The sequence below is a fragment of the uncultured Parolsenella sp. genome (genome assembly GCF_958346945.1).
Classification (GTDB): Bacteria; Actinomycetota; Coriobacteriia; order Coriobacteriales; family Atopobiaceae; genus Parolsenella.
Genome location: NZ_CATVTL010000023.1, coordinates 1 through 3,225 on the forward strand (window position 1 = coordinate 1; position 3,225 = coordinate 3,225).

At 64.5% G+C, this 3,225-nt stretch carries 1 protein-coding gene and 1 pseudogene; both read left to right on the top strand.

Translation table 11 applies throughout. The features are described 5' to 3' along the window. A pseudogene (locus Q3866_RS07760) lies at window positions 1-347 on the top strand (gfo/Idh/MocA family oxidoreductase); the annotation flags it as partial. Between the two features lie 411 nt (window positions 348-758). Next, window positions 759-2,906 carry a Tex family protein gene (locus Q3866_RS07765; protein WP_301830827.1) on the top strand — a complete coding sequence of 716 codons (2,148 nt, stop codon included), beginning with the start codon at window positions 759-761 and terminating at the stop codon, window positions 2,904-2,906. Window positions 2,907-3,225 lie beyond the last annotated feature (319 nt).

A 3,225-nucleotide genomic window follows, 5' to 3' on the forward strand; every position in this document is an offset into this window, starting at 1 on the left:
ACGCCACCGCCAGCCCCTGGAACTGGGAGGCAACCGCTCGCGAGGATCCGCAGTATCGCCCCTTCGACGCCGATGCCTACTTTATTGGCGGTACCAAGGGCGCCCTTTCGCTACCCCGCCTGCACCAGTTCTCCTACGACGGTGCCTCCAACTGGCACAAGCCGCTGCAGATGGAGATCCCGGCTGTGGACCCGGCGCTGCCGCACAAGATGCAGCTCAAGCACTTTGTGAAGGTCGTCCGCCGCGAGGTCGAGCCCGTCGTGACCCCCGCCGACAACGTCAAGACGCTCACGCTTCTCAACGCCATCAAGGAGGCCGCCGAGACCGGCCAGCTCGTCGAGTTGTAATGCCTTAAGAGCGGCCACGGCAGAAACCCCATGCCGAGCCCCTCGATCCGCCACCAATAAGCCCCTCTTCTTCGCCCCGCGAGCAGCCTCCTGCCCGCGGGGCATTTTGCTACGTTGTCAATGATTTTTCTGGGACGGGGGACTTTTTGCACCTTAGCTTGATTCGTTCGCCACGAAATGTGCCTATCTACTACGTTTAACCGATCGCCCTCAACCATGCCGAATTTCGCGAAATAAAAACCGCAGGTAACCGGCTTGTCGATTTTCGGAAAACCCAGGTATGGTCAGCCCCTACGGGTAAAACGTAGTAGATAGGCCGTTTTCGTGGCGCGGCCCCAAAACAGCCTTTTGGGACGGGTGGTATCCTTGGTAGCCCTGTGCTGCAAACGCACCTTAAACGCAAGGAGTCCCATGGATCTTATCGCCCAGCTCGCCCGCGAGCTCAACCTTAAGGCCGCCAACATCGAGGCGGCCGTCAAGCTCATCGACGAGGGCAACACCATCCCCTTTATTTCGCGCTACCGCAAGGAAGCAACGGGCGGTATGGACGACGTCGCCCTGCGCGCGCTCGACGAGCGCCTGTCCTACCTGCGCAATCTTGAGCAGCGTAAAGAGGACGTCATCCTGCTCATCGACGCCCAGGGCAAACTCACGCCCGAACTCGAGCAGCAGATTCGCGAGGCCACGCAGCTCCAGCGTGTCGAGGACCTCTACAAGCCCTACCGCAAAAAGCGCATGACCCGCGCACAGAAGGCCCGCGAAGCCGGCCTGGAGCCGCTCGCCAACATGATCATCATGCAGGCCTCGGCCAAGGGCAGCGCGCTCGACGCCGCCGCAACATACGTCAACGAGGAGGCCGGCTTCGACACGCCCGAGAAGGCGCTTGCCGGCGCCGCCGACATCGTGGCCGAGACGGTGGCCGAGGATCCCGAGAACGTCGCCGACCTGCGCGCCTTTACGCAAAACACCGCCGATATCGTCGTCGAGGCCACCGACCCCACGGAGAAGACTCCCTACGAGCCCTACTACAACTTTGACGAGCCGCTGCGCCGTATTCCCAACCACCGCGTGCTGGCTATCGACCGCGGCGAGCGCGAGGGCAAGCTCCGCGTGCGCGTGAACGTCGACGGCGCTGCCGCCACGGCACGCCTCGGCAGCCGTTGGCCCCGACGCCAGGGCGCGTTTGCTCCCATCTTCGATGCCGCCATCGCTGACGGTTACAAGCGCCTCATGGCCCCCTCGCTGGAGCGCGAGGCCCGCGCCAAACTCACCGTCCGCGCGCAGACCGAGGCCATCAATGTCTTTGCCAAGAATCTCGAGGGCCTGCTCTCGGCACGCCCCGTGCGCGGCGCCCGCGTGCTCGCGCTCGATCCGGGCTACCGCACCGGCTGCAAGGTCGCCGTCATGGACGAGACCGGCAAGCTGCTCGACCACGGCGTGGTCTACCCCACCAAGCCGCGCCACGACGTCGCCGGCACCAAGCGCGAGCTCGCCCGCCTCGTCAAGAAGGACGGCGTCAACACCATCGTCATCGGCAACGGCACCGCCAGCCGCGAGACCGAGGAAGTCGTCTCGGAGTTCATTGCCGAGCAGGCGCCCGGGTTGCGCTACACCATCGTCAACGAGGCCGGCGCGTCGGTGTACTCGGCCTCCGAGCTCGCCAGCCAGGAATATCCCGACCTGGACGTCACCGTGCGCGGCGCCATGAGCCTGGGCCGCCGCCTGCAGGACCCGTTGGCAGAGCTCGTCAAGATTCCGCCCCAGTCCATCGGCGTGGGTCAATACCAGCACGACCTTGACCAGGCCGAGCTCTCGCGTACCCTGGGCCACGTGGTGGAAGACGTCGTCAACCGCGTGGGCGTCGACGTAAACACCGCGAGCGCAAGCCTGCTGGGATACGTTTCGGGCATCACGCCGAGCGTGGCCAAGAACATCGTGGCTTTCCGCGAGGAAAACGGCGCCTTCACCGATCGCCGCCAGCTCAAGAAGGTCCCCAAGCTGGGCCCCAAGGCATATCTCAACGCCGCGGGCTTCCTGCGCATTAGCGGCGGCAAGAACCCGCTCGACGCGACGAGCGTCCACCCCGAGAGCTACGAGGTGGCCACGGCCGTCCTGGAGCGCGCCGGCGTAGCGGCAAGCGAGCTCAGCCGCGGCGGCGTGCCCGACATCGAGCGCCGCCTGGGCAGCATCTCGGCGCTGGCAAGCGACCTGGACTGCGGCACCCTGACGCTCATCGACATTGTCAACGAGCTCAAGAAGCCCGGCCGCGACCCGCGCGACGACGCGCCCGAGGTGGTCTTTAGCCGCTCGGCACTTTCCATCGACGACCTGGAGCCCGGCATGGAACTCAAGGGCACGGTGCGCAACGTCGTCGACTTTGGCGCCTTCGTCGACGTGGGTGTGCACCAGGACGGCCTCGTGCACATCTCCAAGCTGGCCAACCGCTTCGTCAAGCACCCCAGCGACGTGGTGCGCGTCGGCGACACGGTCAAGGTGTGGGTCGAGAAGGTCGACCGCGACCGCAAGAAGATCTCCCTCACCATGGTGCAGGGGAAGTAACAGCAAAGGACGAACCACCGCTGCCCATCGTCGAACTTGCAAGTTTTCTCACCCAATGGGAAAACTTGCAGATACCACAACAAAAAGGTGCCGCCCATCAAAGAGGCGGCACCAACAAAGTCTCATTCAGCTCAGAACCTACTGGCAAGCTCGTGCCGGCAGCCCCGGCCTTTCCTTTGCCTAGCGCGACCTTCGCGAAGCGCGTGAGCGATAGGGAAAGGAAAGGCCGGGGCGAACAGCCCACGGTACAGTCGGTGTTCGCGCTACGGCAGGATATGGAAACCGAGCGCCGCGATATCCTTGGCAAAGCCGCGGACGG

Bases quoted from the DNA above. Each gene is read 5' to 3' on its own strand.
- Q3866_RS07765 (WP_301830827.1), top strand. From the start codon at position 759: ATGGATCTTATCGCCCAGCTCGCCCGCGAGCTCAACCTTAAGGCCGCC.